23 protein-coding genes and 1 pseudogene are annotated in these 23,176 nt (G+C 30.8%); 17 read left to right on the top strand and 7 right to left on the bottom strand.

What is annotated here, in order from left to right; genetic code table 11:
- From P7F85_RS07420 to P7F85_RS07400, 5 genes and pseudogenes are all read left to right on the top strand, one after another.
- Nucleotides 1–1,239, top strand: coding sequence for a methionine gamma-lyase family protein (locus P7F85_RS07420; protein ID WP_002466636.1), 1,239 nt, complete (start codon nucleotides 1–3; stop codon nucleotides 1,237–1,239).
- A 377-nt stretch (nucleotides 1,240–1,616) separates the two neighbouring features.
- A complete protein-coding gene (locus P7F85_RS07415; protein ID WP_015365050.1) occupies nucleotides 1,617–1,982 on the top strand; it encodes a MerR family transcriptional regulator in 366 nt (121 codons plus the stop codon).
- Between the two features lie 19 nt (nucleotides 1,983–2,001).
- On the top strand, nucleotides 2,002–3,342 hold the full coding sequence (gene glnA, locus P7F85_RS07410; RefSeq protein WP_002467191.1) for a type I glutamate--ammonia ligase: 1,341 nt from the start codon (nucleotides 2,002–2,004) through the stop codon (nucleotides 3,340–3,342).
- 657 nt (nucleotides 3,343–3,999) lie between these two features.
- Nucleotides 4,000–4,983 (top strand): annotated as a pseudogene (locus P7F85_RS07405) (minor capsid protein); the annotation flags it as partial.
- Between the two features lie 276 nt (nucleotides 4,984–5,259).
- A complete protein-coding gene (locus tag P7F85_RS07400) occupies nucleotides 5,260–5,619 on the top strand; it encodes a capsid assembly scaffolding protein Gp46 family protein (protein WP_002467194.1) in 360 nt (119 codons plus the stop codon).
- 69 nt (nucleotides 5,620–5,688) lie between these two features.
- On the opposite strand, the gene P7F85_RS07395 is transcribed toward P7F85_RS07400, so the two are convergent.
- Complete coding sequence (locus P7F85_RS07395; protein ID WP_002467192.1) at nucleotides 5,689–6,714, bottom strand: threonine aldolase family protein; 1,026 nt, start codon at nucleotides 6,712–6,714, stop codon at nucleotides 5,689–5,691.
- A 228-nt stretch (nucleotides 6,715–6,942) separates the two neighbouring features.
- Here P7F85_RS07395 and P7F85_RS07390 point away from each other — a divergent pair, with 228 nt between their 5' ends.
- The 6 genes from P7F85_RS07390 to P7F85_RS07365 all read left to right on the top strand — a co-directional run bounded on the left by P7F85_RS07390 (nucleotide 6,943) and on the right by P7F85_RS07365 (nucleotide 12,122).
- Nucleotides 6,943–7,146: a hypothetical protein gene (locus P7F85_RS07390; protein WP_015365046.1), complete on the top strand. Its 204-nt coding sequence runs from the start codon at nucleotides 6,943–6,945 to the stop codon at nucleotides 7,144–7,146.
- 30 nt (nucleotides 7,147–7,176) lie between these two features.
- Nucleotides 7,177–8,658: a cardiolipin synthase gene (cls, locus tag P7F85_RS07385; protein ID WP_015365045.1), complete on the top strand. Its 1,482-nt coding sequence runs from the start codon at nucleotides 7,177–7,179 to the stop codon at nucleotides 8,656–8,658.
- A gap of 160 nt (nucleotides 8,659–8,818) precedes the next feature.
- The gene (locus P7F85_RS07380; RefSeq protein WP_042752803.1) at nucleotides 8,819–9,679 is read left to right on the top strand and encodes an ABC transporter ATP-binding protein; all 861 of its coding nucleotides are present in this window, start codon (nucleotides 8,819–8,821) and stop codon (nucleotides 9,677–9,679) included.
- An 11-nt stretch (nucleotides 9,680–9,690) separates the two neighbouring features.
- Nucleotides 9,691–10,422, top strand: a complete 732-nt coding sequence (locus P7F85_RS07375; protein ID WP_046464372.1) for an ABC transporter permease — start codon at nucleotides 9,691–9,693, stop codon at nucleotides 10,420–10,422.
- Between the two features lie 255 nt (nucleotides 10,423–10,677).
- On the top strand, nucleotides 10,678–11,523 hold the full coding sequence (locus P7F85_RS07370; RefSeq protein ID WP_002466739.1) for a sensor histidine kinase: 846 nt from the start codon (nucleotides 10,678–10,680) through the stop codon (nucleotides 11,521–11,523).
- Nucleotides 11,524–11,528: 5 nt separating this feature from the next.
- Nucleotides 11,529–12,122: a response regulator transcription factor gene (locus P7F85_RS07365; protein WP_222128793.1), complete on the top strand. Its 594-nt coding sequence runs from the start codon at nucleotides 11,529–11,531 to the stop codon at nucleotides 12,120–12,122.
- Here P7F85_RS07365 and P7F85_RS07360 read toward each other — a convergent pair whose 3' ends face one another.
- Together P7F85_RS07360 and P7F85_RS07355 are read right to left on the bottom strand one after the other, a co-directional pair.
- Entirely contained in the window at nucleotides 12,123–12,287 is a 165-nt protein-coding gene (locus P7F85_RS07360) for a hypothetical protein (RefSeq protein ID WP_002451285.1), read from the bottom strand.
- A gap of 192 nt (nucleotides 12,288–12,479) precedes the next feature.
- Nucleotides 12,480–12,662, bottom strand: a complete 183-nt coding sequence (locus tag P7F85_RS07355) for a hypothetical protein (RefSeq protein ID WP_002466352.1) — start codon at nucleotides 12,660–12,662, stop codon at nucleotides 12,480–12,482.
- Between the two features lie 133 nt (nucleotides 12,663–12,795).
- Here P7F85_RS07355 and nucI point away from each other — a divergent pair, with 133 nt between their 5' ends.
- Nucleotides 12,796–13,326 (top strand): thermonuclease NucI, encoded by a 531-nt coding sequence (nucI, locus tag P7F85_RS07350; protein ID WP_002466364.1) that lies wholly within the window; start codon nucleotides 12,796–12,798, stop codon nucleotides 13,324–13,326.
- A 71-nt stretch (nucleotides 13,327–13,397) separates the two neighbouring features.
- On the opposite strand, the gene P7F85_RS07345 is transcribed toward nucI, so the two are convergent.
- Nucleotides 13,398–14,258: a hypothetical protein gene (locus tag P7F85_RS07345; protein ID WP_015365040.1), complete on the bottom strand. Its 861-nt coding sequence runs from the start codon at nucleotides 14,256–14,258 to the stop codon at nucleotides 13,398–13,400.
- Nucleotides 14,259–14,637: 379 nt separating this feature from the next.
- Between P7F85_RS07345 and P7F85_RS07340 the strand changes: the two genes are divergently transcribed.
- Nucleotides 14,638–15,237 (top strand): hypothetical protein, encoded by a 600-nt coding sequence (locus P7F85_RS07340; RefSeq protein WP_002466355.1) that lies wholly within the window; start codon nucleotides 14,638–14,640, stop codon nucleotides 15,235–15,237.
- A gap of 56 nt (nucleotides 15,238–15,293) precedes the next feature.
- Here P7F85_RS07340 and P7F85_RS07335 read toward each other — a convergent pair whose 3' ends face one another.
- The gene (locus P7F85_RS07335) at nucleotides 15,294–16,661 is read right to left on the bottom strand and encodes an aspartate kinase (protein WP_002466363.1); all 1,368 of its coding nucleotides are present in this window, start codon (nucleotides 16,659–16,661) and stop codon (nucleotides 15,294–15,296) included.
- Nucleotides 16,662–16,848: 187 nt separating this feature from the next.
- Here P7F85_RS07335 and P7F85_RS07330 point away from each other — a divergent pair, with 187 nt between their 5' ends.
- From P7F85_RS07330 to P7F85_RS07315, 4 genes are read left to right on the top strand one after another with little or no spacing between them, the layout of a single operon-like run.
- The gene (locus tag P7F85_RS07330; protein WP_002466349.1) at nucleotides 16,849–18,129 is read left to right on the top strand and encodes a homoserine dehydrogenase; all 1,281 of its coding nucleotides are present in this window, start codon (nucleotides 16,849–16,851) and stop codon (nucleotides 18,127–18,129) included.
- Nucleotides 18,130–18,134: 5 nt separating this feature from the next.
- Nucleotides 18,135–19,196: a threonine synthase gene (gene thrC, locus P7F85_RS07325; protein WP_002466362.1), complete on the top strand. Its 1,062-nt coding sequence runs from the start codon at nucleotides 18,135–18,137 to the stop codon at nucleotides 19,194–19,196.
- 1 nt (nucleotide 19,197) lies between these two features.
- Complete coding sequence (gene thrB / locus P7F85_RS07320) at nucleotides 19,198–20,112, top strand: homoserine kinase (RefSeq protein WP_002466367.1); 915 nt, start codon at nucleotides 19,198–19,200, stop codon at nucleotides 20,110–20,112.
- Nucleotides 20,113–20,165: 53 nt separating this feature from the next.
- Entirely contained in the window at nucleotides 20,166–20,969 is an 804-nt protein-coding gene (locus tag P7F85_RS07315; RefSeq protein ID WP_002466348.1) for a Cof-type HAD-IIB family hydrolase, read from the top strand.
- 98 nt (nucleotides 20,970–21,067) lie between these two features.
- Here the strand turns inward: P7F85_RS07315 and P7F85_RS07310 are convergent, their stop codons facing one another.
- Both P7F85_RS07310 and P7F85_RS07305 read right to left on the bottom strand, forming a co-directional pair.
- Nucleotides 21,068–21,382: a hypothetical protein gene (locus P7F85_RS07310; protein WP_002466361.1), complete on the bottom strand. Its 315-nt coding sequence runs from the start codon at nucleotides 21,380–21,382 to the stop codon at nucleotides 21,068–21,070.
- Nucleotides 21,383–21,572: 190 nt separating this feature from the next.
- Complete coding sequence (locus P7F85_RS07305) at nucleotides 21,573–23,024, bottom strand: amino acid permease (RefSeq protein WP_002466366.1); 1,452 nt, start codon at nucleotides 23,022–23,024, stop codon at nucleotides 21,573–21,575.
- Nucleotides 23,025–23,176 lie beyond the last annotated feature (152 nt).

The following is a 23,176-nucleotide window of genomic DNA, read 5'->3' as shown; positions in this document are numbered from 1 at the left end:
ATGACAGATATGAGAAGTCTTATTGAAGATGTAGAATCTACATTGACACCGTACTTTAAAGATATTGAACGCATTGCTTTGATTAATCAAGAAAAGGTATTAGATGCGTTTCATGCAGTTAAAGCTACAGAAAGTGATTTATTAGGAACAACTGGCTATGGATATGATGATTTTGGACGTGATCATTTAGAAGAAATTTATGCAAGAACATTTAAAGCAGAAGATGCCATTGTAAGACCACAAATTATTTCTGGAACACATGCCATTACCTTGGCTTTACAAAGTAATTTGAAATACGGTGATGAATTATTATATATCACGGGTAGTCCATACGATACATTATTAGAAGTTATCGGAGTAAACGGCAATGGCATTGAGAGTTTAAAGGAACATGGTGTTTCATATAATGAAGTAGCATTAGCAGAGGGTAAAATTGATATACCTAGCGTTCTAAATGCAATTAATGATCGAACTAAAGTCGTTGCTATCCAACGTTCCAAAGGTTATGATCAACGACCTTCAATACCTGTTGATGAAATTAAAGAAGCGATTTCGGCAATTAAAGCACAATATCCGAATGTCATTATCTTTGTCGATAATTGTTATGGAGAATTTGTTGAAGAACAAGAACCTACAGAAGTTGGCGCTGATATAATTGCAGGTTCACTCATTAAAAATCCTGGTGGTGGATTAGCTAAAATAGGCGGCTATATCGCTGGTAATAAGGATTTAATTGAGCGTTGTGGTTATAGATTAACTGCACCAGGTATTGGTAAAGAAGCAGGCGCATCTTTAAATTCACTACAAGAAATGTATCAAGGATTTTTCCTAGCACCTCACGTCGTCAGCCAAAGTTTAAAGGGGGCTTTATTTACGAGTCTGTTACTTGAAAAATTAAATATGACTACAACACCTAAGTATAACGTTAAACGTACAGACCTAATCCAAACTGTGACATTTGAAACAAAAGAACAAATGATATCATTTTGTCAAAGTATCCAACATGCATCACCAATCAATGCACATTTTAGCCCAGAGCCGAGTTATATGCCAGGCTATGAAGATGACGTTATTATGGCTGCGGGTACTTTCATTCAAGGTTCATCAATTGAATTGTCTGCTGATGGTCCTATACGTGAACCATATGAAGCATATGTTCAAGGTGGTTTAACATATGAACATGTTAAATTAGCTGTTACACGTGCAGTCACTCAATTAAAAGAACAAGGACTTGTTTAATTTGATATTAGGAGAGGGACAGAAATCATAAAGAACCACTAATCTTATATGTAGTGGTTCTTACGCATTAGCCACAGCTAATGTGTACATTAAAATAGAAATACATGAGTGAAACACATGCATAAGAAATACTAATTTCTAAAGAAAAAGTATTTCTTTATTGTTGTCCCACCATGTTTCAGTTTTTTTATCAGAAAATTTTAAAATTTATTCAGAAATTTTTGTGAATGTTGTTACGTGGTGGTATTTCAATGCTTCTAAAATGCTGTCATATCAATGGTTTCACTTATCATGTCAGAAAACCTAACATATTTTTGTAATCTGAGCTAAACTATGCTAAATTAAGTACAAGTTCAAAAGTGGAGGAGATGTTAGCGATGTCTAATGATTCTATTAGAAGAAACATGGCTGTATTCTCCATGAGTGTAGTCAGTAAATTAACAGAATTAAGTCCAAGACAAATTCGTTATTATGAGACACATGAACTTGTTAAGCCGGAAAGAACTGAGGGAAATAAGAGATTATTTTCACTGAATGATTTGGAAAGATTATTAGAAATTAAATCTTTAATTGAAAAAGGCTTTAATATTAAAGGTATTAAACAAATTATTCATAATCAAGAGAATCACTTATCATCAGACGAACATGAAACTAGAAAGAAAATGATTGTAGATGCAACTCAAAAACCATACGGTGAAACATTGCCGATAAATCGAGGAGATTTATCCCGATTTATAAAATAAAATTTGGAGGATTTCAAGTATGCCAAAACGTAGTTTTACAAAAGACGATATTCGTAAGTTTGCTGAAGAAGAAAACGTGAGATATTTAAGATTACAATTCACTGATATTTTAGGAACAATTAAAAATGTTGAAGTACCAGTAAGTCAATTAGAAAAAGTTTTAGATAACGAAATGATGTTTGACGGATCATCAATCGAAGGTTTCGTACGTATTGAAGAATCAGATATGTACTTACACCCTGACTTAGATACTTGGGTTATCTTCCCATGGACAGCTGGTCAAGGTAAAGTTGCACGTCTAATCTGTGACGTATTCAAAACAGATGGTACACCATTCGAAGGTGACCCTCGTGCAAACTTAAAACGCATCTTAAGAGAAATGGAAGATTTAGGTTTCACAGACTTCAACTTAGGGCCTGAACCAGAATTCTTCTTATTCAAATTAGATGACAAAGGTGAACCTACATTAGAATTAAATGATGATGGTGGATACTTCGACTTAGCACCTACGGATTTAGGTGAAAACTGCCGTCGTGACATCGTTCTTGAATTAGAGGACATGGGCTTTGATATTGAAGCAAGTCACCATGAGGTTGCGCCAGGTCAACACGAAATCGACTTTAAATATGCAGATGCAGTAACAGCGTGTGATAACATCCAAACATTCAAATTGGTAGTTAAAACAATCGCTCGTAAACATAACTTGCATGCAACATTTATGCCAAAACCATTATTTGGTGTAAACGGAAGCGGAATGCACTTCAACGTATCATTATTTAAAGGTAAAGAAAATGCATTCTATGATCCAAATGGCGAAATGGAATTAACTGATACAGCATACCAATTCACTGCAGGTATTCTTAAAAATGCACGTGGATTCACAGCAGTATGTAACCCATTAGTAAACTCTTATAAACGTTTAGTACCAGGTTACGAAGCACCATGTTATATTGCATGGAGTGGTAAAAACCGTTCACCATTAGTACGTGTACCATCATCAAGAGGTTTATCTACTCGTGTTGAAGTACGTTCAGTTGACCCAGCAGCTAACCCATACATGGCACTAGCAGCAATCTTAGAAGCTGGATTAGACGGTATCAAAAACAAATTAGAAGTTCCTAAACCAGTAAACCAAAACATTTATGAAATGAATCGTGAAGAACGTGAAGCTGTTGGTATCCAAGATTTACCATCAACTTTATACACTGCGTTAAAATCAATGCGTGAAAATCCAACAATCAAAAAAGCGTTAGGTAATCATATCTATAACCAATTCATCAATTCAAAATCAATTGAATGGGATTATTACAGAACTCAAGTTTCTGAATGGGAACGCGAGCAATATATGAAACAATACTAAAACGCTAAACAACATTGGGGAATGTCGTTATATCAAGGGCTAGAGTAATTTTGCTTTAGCTCTTTTTTGTTTGATGGGGTGGACAATACAAGTTATGTAGAATTGTGTTTAGATTGTTGTCCACTTATTGTCCACCTCTCTCGTTAAAAATGAAATCAAAGAATTTTTAATGAACTTAAGACAATTAACTTTTACTATAAATATCAATGAGGCAAGAAATAAAAAGTTAGTATGACTCAATTATTGTCTTAGTGAACGAAATAATAATTTAAAAATAAGAACACAAAAATAGATTGATAATAGATATCAAGTAATTAATATAAAATAAAAGAAAGGTAGACATTAATTATATATAAACCGATGTCATGGTAAATAATTATGAAAGTAACGATTACAGTACGGAAAACGACAAAACAAGAGAAATTAGATTTTTTAAAAGGGGCACTTCTCTTAATTGGAATTATACTTTTAATAAAATATTTAATTTAGTTTGAATAAGCTATATGATCATTGAACTATTTGGAAATGGTTTAATTTAAATTTTGCCATAAGTGAATACTGTATTTATCCCAAGACGTATCTAACTAGATGCGTCTTTTCAAATGTAAAAAGCGATAAGGTCTTAAAGACATCATACAAAACGAAACCTTTCCTCATGTAATGACTAAATTAGAACGTGTGACGAGTCATGTCGTTATTCGTGGACGTCATCCAAATGAATTCGTATCTGAATTAAAAAAACAATTCAACTCAACTACTTATAACGCCAGTCGATTGTTAGTCACTGAATCAGCACGTGTTCAAGCAGAATCACAAAAGTTAACTTATCTTAAAGAACTTGGTGAAGATGGCGAATATAAATATGTGGCCAAAATAGATAAGAAAACATCTAAACTATGTCACTCATTAAATGGTAAAGTATTTAAAGTTAAAGATATGATTCCAGGTGTAAATGCGCCACCTATGCATCCATGGTGTAGAAGTACCACAGTGCCACATGTAGGTAATTGGCGAGAGAAATTCTTTAAAGAGCGTAAAGGTAAATATCAAGTAGAAGATGATACAACCAAAGATGAATTACAACAAGCTAAAGTATTAGGAAAGAAAATATATATTACTGATCAAGCAATTGATAAGGTCAGATATGTTGATATACCAACACATACCAAAGAAGAAAATCAATTTATACAAGAACAACATAAAGCCTTACTTAAAGAGGCCAAAGAAAACAATGATAGCAATGAAGTAGCTTATTTATTAAAAGATGGTAAAGTTACAAAAGTATATGGTGATCAAGATAGTGTATCCTTTGTACCAGGGGAAAAAGCAACAGAATTGTTATTTAACAGTAAACCTAATTCAATTATTATGTTACATAACCATCCTGGACAATCAGGATTTTCATTAAATGATTTAGGTTTATACATAAAGCAAAATTCTGTGCAAACTATCACTATTGTAACTAATAAAAGTCAAGTTAAATATATTACAAAAACAAATAAATATATTAGTAGCGTTGCCGTTGATTTATTGACTAAACATTTTTATAATAAAAATGAAAGATTAATAAAAGAAAAGGAAATCGAAAATTATCTTAAGGATTTACATCAAATAAAGATGATTAATTACAATGTGAGGTGATTTAAATGTACACTTATCAACTTGATGGTAGCTGTTCAATCAATGAAATGATTGATGATTTAAAAGAAAACGTTAAAAAAGAATCCAGTGAAGCTAAAATAAAATCATCTGATTAAAGCATCCTTTCTACACAAATAAATAGAAAGTGGTGCTATTTTTATACACTTTTTTAACCTTCCATTGTGAAGGTTATTTTTTATTGTCCAAAACGTGCTGATGACATTTAAAAGCAAGTATGGAATAACAGTCGACAGACTATAAACGGAGGTATATCTCATGGAGAATAATCAAAGTAATATTACTGAAGAACCTAAGAACAATGAGGAATTAAACAACAGTGATGAACAATCACAACAAACTGAGAAAACATTTTCTCAAGAAGAAGTATCGCAATTGATTAAAGAGCGTATAGCTAGAGAACGTAAAAAGTCAGATGAACGTATTAAAGATGCCGTTCAAGAAGCTGAGAAATTAGCCAAGATGAATCGTGATCAGAAGAATCAATATGAACTTGAAAAAGTTCTGAAAGAAAATCAAGAACTCAAAGCAGAAAAAGCTTTGAATCAAATGAAAGATGAAACACGATCAATGCTTAAAGAAGCTAGTGTGGACAATGTTGATGACCAAGTAGTCTAAAAAATGTCTTCCGTGAATATATAATAAAAGCACCACTCTCTTAAAGAATGATGCTTTCAAAATGCTTATCTATATCAATTCTAATAATTGATTAATATTTTCTTCAGGTGTAGCCCAACTTGTCGCAAATCTAACTACTCGATGTTGATCATCATATTTTTCCCAAACGGCAAATTTTACTTTTTGTTTTAATTCATTAATTTTATCGTTACTTAAAATGAAGAATTGTTGGTTAGTAGGTGAATCAAAATATAGTCGGTATCCTTTTTTAAGGAAACCTTCTTTCATTTTATTGGCCATTTCAATCGCATGGCGGCTAATTTTGAAATATAAATCATCTGTAAATAATTCAAGAAATTGTATACCGGTTAATCGTCCTTTAGCTAAAAGGGCGCCATGATGTTTAATACGTGTCGTAAAATGTTTGGGTTCGTTCTGCTTCGTAAATACAACTGCTTCTCCGCACAAAGCACCGATTTTAGTTCCACCAATATAAAAAATATCACAATAATTCGCAACGTCTTCGATAGTCATATCTGAATGATCACTCATTAAACCATAACCTAAGCGCGCACCGTCCATAAAAAGGGGTAGATTATGTTTTCGGCAAACGTTAGATAGTGCTTCTAATTCACTTTTTGAATATAATGTACCGTATTCAGTAGGATGGGAAATGTATACCATACCAGGAAAGACCATATGATCACGTTTAAAATCACTATTAAAGGTTTCAATATAATCTTCAACACCGTTGGCAGTGATTTTTCCTTCTGATGAAGGGATTGTCAGTACTTTATGTCCACTATATTCAATTGCGCCGCCTTCATGTACTGCAACATGACCAGTTTCGGCTGAGATAACACCTTCATAGCTTTCTAACATGGAGTTAATCACGACTTGATTTGTTTGCGTACCTCCTACTAAAAAACGAATCGTTGCATCAGGACATTTGATTTTATGTTTAATTTGTTGGATAGCTTGATCAGTAAATTGATCAAATCCATATCCTGGAGCTTGAATTCGATTTGTTTCAATTAAACGTTGTAAAACTTTTTCATGTGCACCTTCTAAATAGTCATTTTCAAAAGATAACATTTACTTTCCCTCCAATATTACAATGAATTACTTTCCTTAATTAGTTAGATTATTCTGATAACTAAGATGGATGAATATATTATATCTTACTTTAAATATATTTCAAATATATTCCGAGCAATATAATGTCTAAATATATTTAATTCCTTTTGTCGCTTTCGCTATTTATTGAATTATTTTTAGAAAAGCCGTATCATTTAATCAATAAAAAGAAAAGGGGATTAGAACATGGAACAAATTACATTTAAGACTTTTACAGAAAGTAGTTTAGAAAAATTAGAAAGTACTTTAAATGAATTTTTAAAATCAGAAGAAGGGGCAAATTATCGTTTGTTAAATGTTACAATTAAACAGACTGAAGAACAAAAGTTTCCAAATATTGAGGAAGATTTCACTGCTTTTGTGACTTTAGTCAAAAATGAGTCAAATTAAAAGATAATATGTCGTTAGGAGTATATGTTTATGGAATTAAAGTTTTCTCATGATTTGGGTATGCTTTTTACAATATTACTTGCAATAGGTTTTGTAATTAATGTTGTTTTAGCATTTATTATTATATTTTTGGAGAGAAATCGACGTAGTGCAAGCTCAACATGGGCATGGTTATTTGTACTATTTGTATTACCTTTAATTGGTTTTATCCTTTATTTATTCTTTGGTCGTACAGTGTCTAAACGTAAACTAGATAAAAATAATGGTAAAGAATTAGATGCATTTAATGAACTTATAGATAGACAAATTAAGGAATTTGATGAACACCAATATGGTACGGATAATCAATTAGTAGCGAAACACCATGACCTAGTACGAATGTTACTTATGAACCAAGATGGTTTTATTACTGAAAATAACCAACTTGATGTTTTTACAGATGGTCATGAATTGTATGATCAAATGTTAGAAGATATTCGAAATGCTAAAGATTATATTCATTTAGAATACTTTGGCTTCGAATTGGATGGCTTAGGTAAACGTATCATCAAAGCATTAGAGGAAAAACTGAAAGAAGGTTTAGAAGTCAAACTATTATATGACGATGTTGGTTCTAAAAAAGTTGGTAGGGCTAATTTTAAACACTTTAATGAATTAGGCGGAGAAGTTGAGGCATTTTTTGCTTCTAAATTACCAATTATCAATTTTAGAATGAACAACCGTAACCACCGTAAAATTGTAGTCATTGATGGACAAGTTGGCTATATAGGTGGCTTCAACGTCGGTGATGATTATCTTGGTTTAGGTAAATTAGGTTATTGGAGAGATACACATTTTAGAATTGCTGGAGACGCAGTTGATGGTTTACAAACTCGATTTATGATGGATTGGAACTCTCAAGCACATAGACCTCAATTTGAATATAACGATAAGTATTTTCCGAAAAAACATGTGCAAGATGGACATGTACCTATGCAAATTGTGGCAAGTAGTCCAGCAGAAGATTGGCATCAAATTGAATTTGGTTATACTAAAATGATTATGAAAGCGAAAAAGTCGATTTATATACAAACGCCTTATTTTATTCCAGATAATTCATATATCAATGCTTTGAAAATGGCAGCAGCGACTGGTATTGAGGTACATTTAATGATTCCTTGTAAGCCAGACCATCCATTTGTTTATTGGGCAACATTTGCGAATGCGGCACAATTATTAGAAAGTGGTGTCCATATTTATACATATGAAAATGGATTCCTACATTCTAAAGTATGTTTAATTGATGATGAGGTCGTGTCAGTCGGTTCAGCAAACATGGACTATAGAAGTTTTGAATTAAACTTTGAGGTTAATGCATTTGTATATGATAAAGAGATAGCTAAAAAAATCAAACAAGCTTATAAAGAAGATATAGAAAAATCAAAAGAGTTAACAGTAGAAAGTTATAGAAATCGTTCATTAACAATTAAAATTAAAGAAGATTTAGCTAAGTTAATCTCGCCAATATTATAATATAAAAATTCTGTCACTAAATGTGGCAGATTTTTTATTTATTATAATAATATTATGTCAACTATATGACAAATGTCATATCTAAATAATGACAAACGCTACTATTTTGAGTTATACAAAATTGATATTCTGTATTCAACTCAAAAAAGAGGTGGTACAAATGATAAAAATAAATCATTTAAGTAAACAATTTAACAATGTCAATGTACTTGAAAATATTAACTTAAATATAGAAGATGGTATTTGCACAGCACTCATTGGCAAAAATGGGGCAGGAAAATCAACATTAATCGATATTATTATTGGTAATAAAGCAATAGATTTTGGTGAAATCATTGATGAAAATAGTTTAATTAATAGAAAACATATGGCTGTTTTATATCAAAAAACACATTTTCCAAAATTAGTAAAAGTAAAAGAGTTATTTAATTTATATTGTAGTTTATATCAAGAGCATATTTCTAAAGAGGATTTTATGAATATCACTAACTTTGACGAACAATTGTTTAATCAATGGGCTTCAAAGCTTTCTGGTGGTCAACAAAGAATTTTAGATTTTGCCTTAACAGTTACTGGTAAACCAAAGTTGCTTGTATTAGATGAGCCAACTACCGCAATGGATATTGAAACGAGAGAACATTTTTGGAAAATAATCAATCGATTTAAAAGTGAAGGTATGACCATCTTATATACCACACATTATATAGAGGAAGTAGAAAGAATGGCAGATCAAATTGCTTTATTAGAAAATGGTCATATTAAAATTAAGGGAGATATAAATAAAATAAAGTCATTAGAAAAAACATCCTACATATATATTCCGCTTAAATATAAAGATGAAGTTCAAAAACTGGCTGTTAATTTTATATTCAAAAAATTAGAACAAAAGTTCGAAATTAAAACAAAACAAGTCAAGGACATATTAATAGAAATGATGAATCAGAATATTGATTTAAATGAAATTGAAATATATAAATCATCTCTATTAGAAGTGCTATTTAATAAGTCGAATATCAGTTAGGAGGAAATATAATGCTAATGTCTTATTTTACAATCGAATTTAAAGTCCTACTTAGAAAAAGATTATATTTAATCATGTCCATATGTTTACCACTATTTTTTTATCTTTTATTCACTTCTATATTAGATTTGCCTAAGTCTGAAAGAATAATATTTTATAAGGAATATATGTATAGTATGGTAGTATTTAGTTGTATGAACTTTTGTTTGATTTCATTTCCTGTTGATATGATTGAAGAAAGAACAAATGGGTGGTTTAAGCATCTTATGACCACACCTCTTAATATAACGTCATATTATTTGGTAAAAGTTAGTAAGACTACTTTTCAGTTTTTATTAGCTATTGTATTAATATTTGTAGTAGCACACTTTTATAATAACGTAAATATGGAAATGATACAGTGGATAAAATCTGCAGTTATATTATGGATAGATGCTAGTTTGTTGTTAACATTAGGTTTAATTATTGCTCAATTTAACGATACTCAAAAAGCAAGCAGTATTGCTAACTTAATAGGTATAGGATTAGCGATTTTAGGAGGTTTATGGTTCCCAACTAACACATTCCCTGATTGGTTGCAAACTATTTCTAAATTAACACCTACTTATCATCTTAAACAATTGGCTTATCGTTTAAGTAAAGGTGATGGTATAGATTTTACTTCTTTTGGAATAATATTTTTTTATAGCGTGATATTTTTAATGATCGCATTATTGATTAATAAACAGAAAGCAGTGGATTAATATGACAAATGTATCCATTTGGACAAAAATTGGAACCAGAATAACACCTTTAATTTATTTGATTTTTCCGATATTAAACCTAATCGATTATAGTATTGAGAGACCCAAATGGGAATATTTTCTAATTGTAATCATTTTTGCAATTGATTATATCACAATTGTTTTTACTATAATCACGTGAGTGATAAAACACTGTATATAATGTTTCTGATTCACTATATATTATTAGATTATTTTGTTATATGTAAACAACCAATGAATGCATTATTTTATTTCTTTAGTGCATTTGCTATTCCTTTCATGTTGAAAAAAGGATTTAAGTCTAAATATTTTATTACATTTGTTATTGCGATTATAGTAACACTAGGAATCACGTTTATTATTATAAATGATGCAACATTACCTTTATCAATTTATTTTGTGGTCATATTTTTAATGTGTGTAGGGAATATTTATGCTTTAGAAGAGCGTAAAATGAAAGAAAAACTTACAGAACAGAATAAATACATTAATATTCTAATAGCGGAACAAGAACGATCACGTATAGGACAAGATTTGCATGATACGTTAGGTCACGTTTTTGCAAGTTTAACCTTAAAATCAGAGCTAGCTATGAAACTGATTGATCAACAACCAGCTAAAGCTAGAGATGAAATAGAATCTATCAATGAACTATCAAAAGACACGTTAAAAAAAGTGAGAAATATAATAGAAAATCTTCAAACGCCTTCATTTCAAGAAGAAGTTAAAGCAGTATCGACAATTTTAAAAGATGCTCAAATTGATTTTGCTTTTTCTAACACACAAATAGTAGCATCTTTAAATCCAGCAAAGCAGGCTTTGGTATCCATGATTTTAAAAGAGGCGATAAACAATATTATTAAACATGCTAATGCAACTACAGTTAAAATTAATGTGAGTGATTATCAAAAATATATTATGTTAACTATCCAAGATAACGGTATAGGAATGAATAATAAAGATAAAGAAAAGTTGAGTAGTATTCGGAATAGAGTGAATTATTTAAATGGAGAACTAAATATTGAAAATCACAATGGAACTAAACTAACAATCTGTGTACCTAGAGGTGAAATGATGTGATTACAATGATTATAGCTGAAGATCAACATATGCTTAGAAAAGCTATGGTACAACTTATCGAATTAAATGATGATTTGAAGGTAATAGCAGATGTAGGAAATGGTAATGAGGCATTAGAGTTAATAAAAACATATGAACCTGATATTGCAATTCTAGATATAGAAATGCCAGGTATGACTGGTATTGAAATCTTAGCAGAATCTAAAGCGTTAAAATTACAGACCAAAATTATCGTTGTTACAACTTTTAAAAGACCAGGATATTTTGAAAAAGCTGTAGCAAATGATGTAGATGCATATGTTTTAAAAGAGCGATCCATAGATGAATTAGTAAATACTATTCAGAAGGTAGTTAAAGGGAAGAAAGAATATAGTGATAGCTTGATGACATCATTAATTACGTACACCAATCCATTAACGCACAAAGAACAAGTTGTCTTACGAGAAATCGGTAATGGATTAAGTAGTAAGGATATTGCAGATAAATTATATTTATCTAATGGAACAATACGTAATTATACATCATCTATTATTGATAAACTTGAAGCTGAAAATCGTTTTGACGCTTGGAAAATTGCCACAAATAATGGTTGGATATAATTAGCTTGGTTGTTTATCAACATGTTCTGAAAGTAATTTTAAAATTTCAATTGCTTTATAAGTTGGTGTTTCAATGCTTAATGTATGATCAAATGTATGATTTTGGGGTGTTTTAACTTTATAAGTAATTTCATAGCTATCAATGATGCAATCTATAATTTCCATAATTTCCCCCTCCTAAAAATTTTATTGAATTAATTGTTTTATTAATTTTTATATACCACAAATTTTACAAATTATTCCTCTAATATTCACATAAATGTTACAAAATAAATATTTTTTTGAAATTAAAAAAGGCCATTGAATTTGATTTCAATGGCACGCTTTGTTTAATATTGATATTTAAAAAAATATTGTCTATCGCTTTCTTTTATCCATGAAATTGGTGATTAAATAAACGATAAAACCTACTAAAATTCCTAAAAATAATGCAACTACGGCAGAAACTATAGTTGGGAATTTAAATACAACTTGCATTACAATACCTATTATAACTGCCACAATGACTGCTATAAGTGTGACTCTATTCTCACTAGACATATTGTTAATTCACTCCTATCATTGATTATTATATCATGGTCATGCTTGTTTAAAAATTTTTATTTAGTATTGACGCTATGATTATTATTCATTATCATTAGTCAGGATAAATAAGTAAGAATGGGTGACATCAATGAAATCGAAAAAGTCTTTATCAACACTTGTGTTGGTCATTATAGTTGTTTGTGTATTATTGTTTCAATTTATTAATCATACTGGACCATTTAGTGGATCTAAATCTGAAAATACTAATACAGAATTAAAAGGAAAGGAAAAAGTTCATATTGATAGAGTAGTTGACGGGGATACGTTTGTAGCAAAACAGGGCAACAAAAATATTAAAGTGCGTTTAATTGGTGTTGATACGCCTGAAACAGTTAAACCGAACACACCTGTTCAACCTTATGGTAAAGAGGCTTCGAACTATAGTAAGAAAACTTTAACTAATAAAGACGTGTATCTTGAATATGATAAAGAAAAAAATGATAGATATGGTAGAACTTTAGCCTATGTATGGTTAGATAAAGATCATATGTATAATAAAGAACTCGTTGAAAAAGGTTTAGCAAGAGAGAAGTACTTTGCGCCAAACGGTAAATATAGAGATGTATTTAAAAAGGCTCAAAATGAAGCTAAGAAAAATAAAGTCAATATTTGGAGTTAATATGTAATAAGAAGGCGGATACAATTATGGATATCTTTTCATAATTGTATCGGCCTTTTATCATATAATTTTTAATTAAATTGTTGTGTAATTTGTTCAACTTGATCTTTAGTTAATGGATGTTTAGATAAACTTACTGCGTCATTAATCACTTTTTCAAGTGATGATTTAGTTGAAACTGTGTCTACATATTTGTCGCTTTCTTCAGAACCTTCGATAATATTGACAGTTCCATCATTAAAATAAACCACACCGATACTTTGAATTTTGAAATTGAACTGTGACTCGATTTGGTCTTTTAATGCTTTAGCGTTATTAGCAGCTTGTTGGTAAGGATCATAATCATAAAATTCATATATTACTCGATTATCTTGAAGCATTTCAATGAATGTATAGACACCTTCACGAGTAGTATTGAATTGTTTATGATATTGTTCACTAATATAATGTCCAACAATTTTATCTCTATTTAGAGGTTGTTGGTCTAAATTAATGTGCTTATCAGGCACATCAAAGTGGTAGAAAGTTTTTTGATTCCAATGTTTAACATCAACATTGATTAAACCTACATCAGTAACAATAATAAAATCAAATGATCTTACATAATCAAATAATGGATGTTTTGTGGCAAGGTTACTCGTTGCTATGATGTTATATACCTTTAACTGACCACTTTCCACAAATTTATCTAAGATACCTCGTAAATCACGTTTTGCATTTTTGAATGCATGTGGGCTAATGCCTTTGTTGGTACTTAACATTTGATTTTTTAAAGAAAGATTTTCCTCACTTAAAGCTGAATTTTTCGCTACGATTTGATTTTTTGCATATTCTTCAGTTTCAACTCTACTTTTTAAATACTGTTGATTCAAGAAAAATGCGATAATCAAAACAATGATGATAATTATTAGAATTATCGATAAAGTTGACATAATTTTCACCCGAATCCATTTAGATTTAAACAGTAATACATATGTATGACAATGATATGAAATATTAATTTTTATGAAAAAGAAAATAATATATATAATCAAAATCACACAATTGATAACTCAATATTGATTATAAACTTACATTTAATGATGTTCAATCTATTGTAAGTGAAATTAAGAATATTATTTGAAAATTTAACGTTATAGACACTTTTAATAAATAACCATTGGAGTATCCACCAATTAAGATGAAATAATAAAAAATTATCAGTATATTAAATATAATTTTTACTAATTGTTCACAAATAATCAATTGAAAAAGATGTAGCTAGAGGGTATAATATAGGTTATGAAAGCGTTTACTAAGAAGGTGGTGTACATGTATATGGAAGAGCATTCAAATACTCAAACTTTAGTTGAAGCATTAATTCAATCATCATCACAGTCTTTCAAGTTTCATGGCGTTGTAGCAATGCAGTTATTTTTAAGTGATGACCTTGAACTACCTTCAAAAGTAGATATTTGTGTAGAACGTAAAAAATTAATAGATATTGTCAAAGCTATACCAAAACATTTTGATGTTCGTTTTTTTAATAAAGCTGGTGAATGTTCAGAAAGTCATAACATGTCATTAAAAGAAATTACACATGCAAATGTGTATGATGAAGAGCAACAAATTATGGAGATATTTGTATATGATGTTGTGAATGATGAGTGGATATTTAGGTTGAATTCTCAAATTCGTTTACCTAAGAATAATATTTATTTCCATTCATTAAATTATGATGTGGATTATATTAAACCTGAAATCGTATTGATGTATGATTTATTAGATAACCAAAACTATCATCAATTCTCTAATTATAAAAAAGTAATTGATTCATTGAGTTACTATCAATTTTTCATTCTTAAACTTGTTGTGGGTGAAAAAAGAATTAAAGAAGCTATTTTAAATAATAAAAAGATATTAGAAGCTTAAAAGCAACTTTCTAAAGAACTAGATTTTGTTCTACTTAGAAAGTTGCTTTTTTTAAATTAATCTTTTATACAGATACCGTGATAACAGAATTCATAAGTTGCTTTTACGGCTTTTTCTGCATCTTCTAGTTTGATACCAAACATCATTGAAATTTCAGATGCCCCTTGGTTAATCATTTTTAAATTAATATTAGATTCAGCAAGTGCATGGGTAATTTTACTAGCAGTACCAATAACTCTATTCATCCCTTCACCAACAATCATTAAAATTGCTAGATCGTGATCAATACTTAACTCATCTACGTCACAATATTTTTGTATATCATTTAACACTCGACTTTCTACATCTCTGATTTGATCAGAGCGCATGACGAGACTGATATTATCTATACCAGAAGGCATATGGTCAAATGAAATATTATAATCTTCAAGAACACCTAAAATCTTTCTTGTGAAACCAACTTGTCTATTCATCAAGTATTTTTTGATATTTATAACAGTAAAATCTTTATCACAACTAATACCGCTAATTACATTTTTAGAATTAATTTCTCGATCATGTACGATAAAAGTGCCTTTATCTTGAGGACGATTTGTATTTTTAATAACTACAGGGATGCGGTCTTTATGTAAAGGTTGTAGCGCCTCATCATGAAATACACTAAAACCGGCGTATGAAAGTTCTCGCATTTCTCTATAAGTAATTTCTTCGATGATTTCAGGATTTTTAATAATGTTGGGGTTAGCTTTGAATATACCAGATACATCTGTAAAGTTTTCATATAGCGATGCTCTAACACCTCTAGCAATGATAGCACCCGTAATATCTGAGCCACCTCTAGGGAAAGTAACTATAAAATGATGTTTGGAAACGCCAAAGAATCCCGGAATAATTAATTTTTCTTTATAATTATTTAATTTATATATTTGTTCATAGGCAGAATCTAAAATTTGAGCTTGTTTAGGTAAATCAGTGACTAAAATACCTGCATCTTTCGGTGAAATATATTTAGTAGGAATACCTTGGCTATTGTTATAAGCTGCGATGAGTTGTGCATTAAAGTCTTCACCGCATGACACAATAGCATCATAAAGACGTGCAGGTTTATCTTTAAGTTCATATATATATTTTTCCAAAGTTTCATCAATCGTAGTAAGAATATCACGTTCCATATCTAATTCTTCAACAATATCTGCATATCTTTGAACAATTTCTTGTTTTTTATGCTGATAGTCAATGTTATTGATGACTTTTTCGTATAAACGAATGAGCAAGTCTGTTGTTTTAATATCATCACTGAAACGTTTTCCCGGAGCAGAAACGATAATAATCTTACGTTCTGGATCATCATTAACAATTTTTAAAACTTTTTTAATTTGCTTGGCGTTAGAGACTGAACTGCCTCCAAATTTAGCTACTTTCATAATAAAACAACCTTTCTAAAAAATCAGAAAATTTTATTTAGTTTTTCGGTAGAGCATGGTACTATAAAGTTATATTTTCATTATTGTGAACTTTACAAAAATTAAGAATAATTCTATACTATACCATCATATGGTATTTTTCAACGATACATTTGTTTTTCTCAAGTGAACAAGGAGGTACAGCGACATGAAGGAATTAAATATAGCATTACTTGGTTTAGGTACTGTAGGATCAGGTGTTGTCAAAATAATTGAAGAGAATAGACAACAAATTAAAGATACACTTAATAAAGATATTGTTATCAAGCATATACTTGTTCGTGACAAATCAAAGAAACGTCCATTAAATATTAGTCAATATCACCTAACTGAAGATGTGAATGAAATTTTAAATGATGACACTATTGATATTGTTGTGGAAGTTATGGGAGGCATTGAACCTACAGTTGATTGGTTACGTAGTGCTTTAAAGAATAAAAAGCATGTCATTACTGCGAATAAAGATTTATTAGCAGTACATTTAAAATTACTTGAAGATTTGGCAGAAGCTAACGGTGTTGCTTTAAAATTTGAAGCAAGTGTTGCAGGTGGTATACCAATTGTAAATGCAATTAATAATGGTTTAAATGCCAATAATATATCTAAATTTATGGGGATTTTAAATGGAACATCAAACTTCATTCTTTCTAAAATGACTCAAGATCAAACAACTTTCGAAGATGCACTTGAGGAAGCTAAGCGTCTAGGTTTTGCAGAAGCTGATCCAACAGATGATGTAGATGGTATAGACGCCGCTAGAAAAGTAGTTATAACATCATACCTATCATTTAACCAAGTGATTAAACTTAATGACGTTCAATTAACAGGCATTAGAAATACGACACTAAGTGATATCAATGCTGCAAAAGCATTAGGATATAAAATTAAATTGATTGGTAAGGGAACTTATAATAATGGAAAGGTCAATGCATCAGTAGAACCTACGTTAATCGATGAAAAGCATCAACTTGCAGCAGTAGAAAATGAGTATAATGCCATTTATGTCATTGGTGATGCTGTAGGCGATACAATGTTTTATGGTAAAGGTGCCGGTAGTTTAGCTACAGGAAGTGCTGTTGTGAGTGATTTATTGAATGTGGCTTTATTCTTTGAATCAAATTTACATACGCTACCACCTCATTTTGAATTGAAAACTGAAGAAACTAGAGAAATGATGGATAATGAAGAAGCCGTTCTCGTTCAAGAAAAGTTGAACTTTTATGTTGTGCTTAAGTCTCAAGAGCAATCTGAAGAAAAGTTAGAAAAAGAACTTAAATCACATTTACCATTCCATAAATCATTAAAAGTGACTAAGCGTGATGCAGATACATACGCATTAGTAATTTTAGGATTAGATCATTCACCTGAACAATTATTAAATAACGCAGGATTTGATGTTAATAAAGTTTATCCAGTAGAAGGGGTTTAATACTTATGAAAAGATGGCAAGGTTTAGTTAAAGAATTTGAATCATATTTACCTGTAAATGACCAAACACCTAAATTAACGTTGAATGAAGGGAATACACCGTTAATTTATTGTGAAAATATGTCAGAAATGCTTGGAATCGAACTATACGTAAAATATGAAGGTGCGAATCCAACAGGTTCTTTTAAAGATAGAGGCATGGTTATGGCCGTAACTAAAGCAAAAGAGCAGGGTAAAAAAGTTGTTATTTGTGCGTCAACAGGAAATACATCAGCATCAGCAGCGGCATATGCAGCTAGAGCAGGGTTGAAAGCAATAGTAGTCATTCCTGAAGGGAAAATAGCTTTAGGTAAATTATCGCAAGCAGTAATGTATGGTGCTGAAATCGTATCCATTGAAGGAAACTTTGATGAAGCTTTAGAAATTGTGAAAGAGATTGCAAAGAATGGCGACATTGAATTGGTGAATTCGGTTAATCCATTTAGAATTGAAGGGCAGAAAACAGGCGCTTTTGAGTTAGTAGAACAACTAGATGGTGAAGCTCCAGATATTTTGGCGATTCCAGTTGGTAATGCAGGTAACATAACTGCATATTGGAAAGGTTTCAAAGAATATCATGAGAAAAAAGGTAGTCAATTACCACAATTATTTGGTTTCCAAGCAGAAGGTGCATCACCAATCGTTCAAAATAAAGTCATTAAAAATCCAGAAACTGTTGCTACTGCTATTCGTATTGGAAATCCTGCGAGTTGGGAGAAAGCGACTAATGCACTTAAAGAATCAAATGGATTAATTGATAGTGTAACTGATGAAGAAATTTTAGAAGCTTATCAAATGATGACATCTAAGGAAGGGGTTTTCAGTGAGCCCGCTAGTAATGCATCTATTGCAGGTTTAATTAAATTAAAACGTGCTGGTCGCTTACCACAAGGAAAAAAAGTAGTAGCTGTTTTAACAGGAAACGGTTTGAAAGACCCAGACACAGCTATTTCTTTATTAGATAATCCAATACAACCACTTCCTAATGACAAAGAAAGCATTATTAAGTATATTAAAGGAGCTTTATAATATGGAAGCTATGTTAAAGTTGAAAATTCCCGCTTCTACTGCAAATTTAGGTGTTGGATTTGATTCGATTGGTATGGCATTAAATAAATATCTTCATATGAACATCAAAGCAATTCAGGGTGATAATTGGGAATTTAACTACTTTAATGAAGAATTAGAGAGCTTACCAAAGGATAAATCTAATTATATTTATCAGGTCGCTCAAAAAGTTGCTTATAAATATAATGTTGAGTTACCAGCGTTAAGTATTGATATGAGAAGTGATATACCTTTAGCAAGAGGTTTAGGTTCTTCAGCTTCAGCGTTAGTTGGTGCACTTTATATCGCTAACTATTTCGGAAATATTCAATTATCCCAGTATGAATTACTTCAACTAGCAACTGAGTTTGAAGGTCATCCAGATAATGTAGCACCTACAATTTATGGCGGGTTAATTTCTGGTTATTATAATCCAGATACTAAAGTGACAGATGTAGCACGCATTGATGTGCCTAAAATAGATATTATACTAACTATTCCACCATATGAACTTAAAACTGAAGATTCTCGTCAAGCATTACCAGATACTTTTTCACATTCTAATGCAGTACGTAATAGTGCAATTAGTAATACTATGATATGTGCGTTAATACAACACAAATATGAATTAGCTGGAAAAATGATGGAACAAGATGGCTTTCATGAACCTTATCGTCAACATTTAATTCCAGAATTTGCATCCATTAGACAAATTTCTAAAGCACACCATGCTTATGCGACTGTCATTAGTGGTGCTGGCCCTACAGTATTAACAATGAGCCCCCGTGAACATAGTGGTGAAATAGTAAGAACTTTAAAGAAAGATATGTCACATTGTATCTCAGAATTAGTGACTATCAATGAAGTTGGTGTCATTGAAGAAGTAGTGTACCAGTGAGCTTGTTTTGATGTAAAATATAGATAAGTCATTGAAAGGAGATTCGAAATAACATGAGTAAATATAAAGTAATCGTAATGGATATGGATGACACACTAATGAATAGTGAGAATCAAGTATCTCCAGAAACACAATCTTATCTTATTGATATTCAAGACAAAGGATATAAAGTTGTTTTAGCTTCAGGAAGACCAACTGAAGGGATGTTACCTGTAGCAAGAACATTAAAATTAAATGAACATGAAAGTTTTATTATTAGTTATAACGGTGGTAAAACAATTAATATGACTACAGAAGAAGTAGAAGTAAGTCAAAGCGTATCTAAAGAAAATTTTGACGCGATTGTAGATTATTGCCGTGAAAAAGGCTTTTTAGTCTTAACTTATGACGAAGGTTACATTATTTATGATGGCGATCATGAATACATGAATATTGAATCAGAATTAACTGGTCTACCGATGAAACGTGTGGAAGATATTAAATCTTATATTACACATAGTGTGCCAAAAGTTATGGGCGTCGATTATGTAGGTAATATTACTGAAGCGCGTATCGACTTGAATGGTTTCTTTAATGAGGAAATTGATGTAACTACAAGTAAACCATTCTTTTTAGAATTTATGGCGAGAGATGTTTCAAAGGGTAATGCAATTACAGCATTATGTAAAAAACTAGATATTTCACTTGAAGAAGTGATTGCATTTGGTGATAGTTTAAATGATCAATCCATGTTAGAGGTTGTTGGTCATGCTGTCGCTATGGGCAATGCAAGTGACGAATTAAAAAATATTGCGGATGAAGTAACTTTAGATAATAATTCTAATGGCATTCCACATGCTTTAAAACGTCTTTTATAATTAAATAGGCTTAGGTATCTTGATGGTAACGCGATAACATATTTACTAACATGTTATCGATGTATACCAAGGACAAGTTACCTAAGTCTTTTTTTAGATTATTTTGCTGTGTGTGTCCAATCGTTTTTCCCTTTATAGCGTTTAACATGTGCATAAACTTGATCCGCTGCATAATCCAGATTCGTATAAACAGTTATAGTAAATGCTGATTGGTTTGCTTGAAACTTTTCTTCTAAAAATACTTCTTTCAGATGTGTAAATAAGTTATTCATTTGGTCGTGATTTAAACTTGGATATTCTCTTAAAGTATTTTTAACGAGTTGACCATTTTTTTCTTCTAAAGATTGCACGACGATAACAAAACGTTCGTCACTTTTAATCACATCATCGAACAAATTTGTTTGACCAATCATTGAAACCACCTCTAAGCCATTTTTCTTAACTTTATTATACATGATAATTTGTTTGCAGAAAATAAACTTTAATTATAAAACAATAGTAATTTATTAATTGTTGCGCGTTCATTTTGACAAAATAAAATACACCTTTCAATTAAAATTAGTTAAACAAATCAATCGAAAGGTGTAATTCTATTTATAACGGTTAATTATTTTTGAAAATATGAGAACTTAAATCCATTTCTTCAAGTTTGACAAACTTCGTTTTCTTAATCATTTTATGCACAAAGAAGATAATTGCTAGGATTAGAATAGGCGTAAAGTTTCTAATAACACTAATCCAATCACCTGAAGCAATACTTCCGAATGAACTACCAAATAATAAGAATAATAATGTAGCAATTACGACTATAGGTCCGAATGGATAAAATGGTGCTTTATAAGGTAATAATTCGTTAGCATCTTTACCTTGTTTTTTAATAGCACGACGCACTCTAATTTGTGCCCATATACTAGAACCCCAAATGATGATAACCATCGAACCAATAATATTTAATAAATTAAATACAGCATTAGAATTAAAATTAGCATATATTACTACAGCTACTACTAATAAATAAGTTGTTAGAATTGATCTAATCGGTAATTTAGTAGTTTTATTTAATTTGTTGAAAAATTGTGGTGCTTGTTTATCAACGCTTAATGAATAAAGCATTCTGCTTGTTGTATAAATACCTGAGTTCGCTGCTGATAATAGTGAAGTTAAAATAACTGCATTGATGACTGAGGCAGCAAAAGCAATACCTATACGGTCAAATACGATTGTAAATGGACTTTGAGTAACAGATTGACTTTCATTTAATAGTAATGGATCAGTATATGGGATGATTGCAGCGATGACAGCTATAGATAATACATAGAATAATAAAATTCTCCAAAATACTTGTTTGATCGCTCTAGGCATTGATTTGCTTGGATCACTTGATTCTCCAGCTGTGACTGCAACTACTTCTGTACCACCAACAGAAAAGCCAGCAACTAATAAAACACTTAAAATACCTGAGATACCACCTACAAAAGGTGCTTGTCCCTTAGTATAATTTTCAAATCCATAAGAATGTCCGCCTAAAATACCAAAAATCATCAAAATACCAAAAACTATAAATACAATAATTGTGACTACTTTAATGAGTGATAACCAAAATTCTGTTTCACCAAAAGCTTTTACAGAGAAGATATTTAGTAGTAAAAGTAGCGTAATAAATATCAAACTCCAAGCTAAGGGACTAAAGAAATTAAAAGCATGCCAAAACTTTAATACATTTGCGGCAACGATGACGTCTACACTTGTTACAAGTGTCCACATTCCCCAATATAACCATCCCATGGTAAAACCAAGTGATGGATCAACAAATCGAGTAGAGTAAGAACTAAATGAACCAGATACTGGATAGAAAGTAGCTAATTCACCAATAGACGCCATTAAGAAATAAAGCATGATACCTATTAAGAGGTAAGCAAGGATAGCGCCACCAGGACCAGCTTCAGAAATGACACTTCCTGTAGCCACAAATAAACCAGTTCCAATTGCGCCACCTATAGCAATCATGGTTATGTGTCTGGAGGTTAAACCTCTTTTCATATTATTATCTTCCATATACTGTCTCCCATCTATTTTAAATATATCCATCATTTTAATTCTTTTAGACCTACTATTCAATAGTAATTTAGCACTTTAAAGTAAAATTTAAAAATTTTCTGATAATTCGGTTGAGATAAGGGGTTTAAGTTTCATTAAAAGAGGGGATA

This window comes from Staphylococcus sp. aM (assembly GCF_052975125.1).
The sequence above is the reverse complement of the archived record's forward strand: the minus strand, read 5'-3'. Positions and strand labels throughout refer to the sequence as shown.